Genomic DNA, 543 nt, shown 5'->3' on the forward strand with positions numbered 1-543 from the left:
CTAACTGGTCGCTCCACCGGACCTACGGCCGGTGAGCTTCGGCGTTGGGCGTCTTCAGGTACTCGGCCCGCCCGTTCCACATCGAGCGTGCGCGGGCAATCGTCGGCGCCGCGCCCATCTCGCCGTACACACTCGGGCCATCAGCGCCGCAGTGCGTGCAGTGAATGTGCGCAATGTGTCCAGCATCGAACGTGTCCCACAGCTCTATCAGCCGTTCATCGCCTTCGGTCAGGCAAAACGGGCAGGGCTTCAGCGGGTTCATTCGTCGTCTGTCCAGTAGCTCAGGTTTTCGCTCGCCGCATCCTCCGGCGTCACTGTCAACCAGTCGTCGTCGGCCTCGGGCCAGCTCTCAAGCTCAGCCGCAGCCACGTCGTCGCCCGCTTCTGTCGCGCGCTTCACCTCGTCGCAAAACCTGCGCTCCCATTCGGGGCGCGGGATGCCATGCTTTGGCAGTGTCAGCATCTGTCGCTCCTTGTCCCAAACCGCTTGCATGCTCGCTCCTTCTCGCTTCGGCTACAGCCGCCCAACAGGTCGCTCGAACGG

General features: G+C 64.3%; 2 protein-coding genes. Both read right to left on the bottom strand.

Annotated features, from left to right (window positions below; genetic code table 11):
- Positions 1-22: 22 nt before the first annotated feature.
- On the bottom strand, positions 23-262 hold the full coding sequence (locus CAPSK01_RS19605) for a Lar family restriction alleviation protein (RefSeq protein ID WP_034930795.1): 240 nt from the start codon (positions 260-262) through the stop codon (positions 23-25).
- Complete coding sequence (locus tag CAPSK01_RS19610) at positions 259-462, bottom strand: hypothetical protein (RefSeq protein WP_273704138.1); 204 nt, start codon at positions 460-462, stop codon at positions 259-261. The genes CAPSK01_RS19605 and CAPSK01_RS19610 overlap by 4 nt, the downstream gene beginning before the upstream one ends.
- Positions 463-543 lie beyond the last annotated feature (81 nt).

Origin of the sequence: Candidatus Accumulibacter vicinus (genome assembly GCF_000584955.1) — a bacterium.
Lineage (GTDB): Bacteria > Pseudomonadota > Gammaproteobacteria > Burkholderiales > Rhodocyclaceae > Accumulibacter > Accumulibacter vicinus.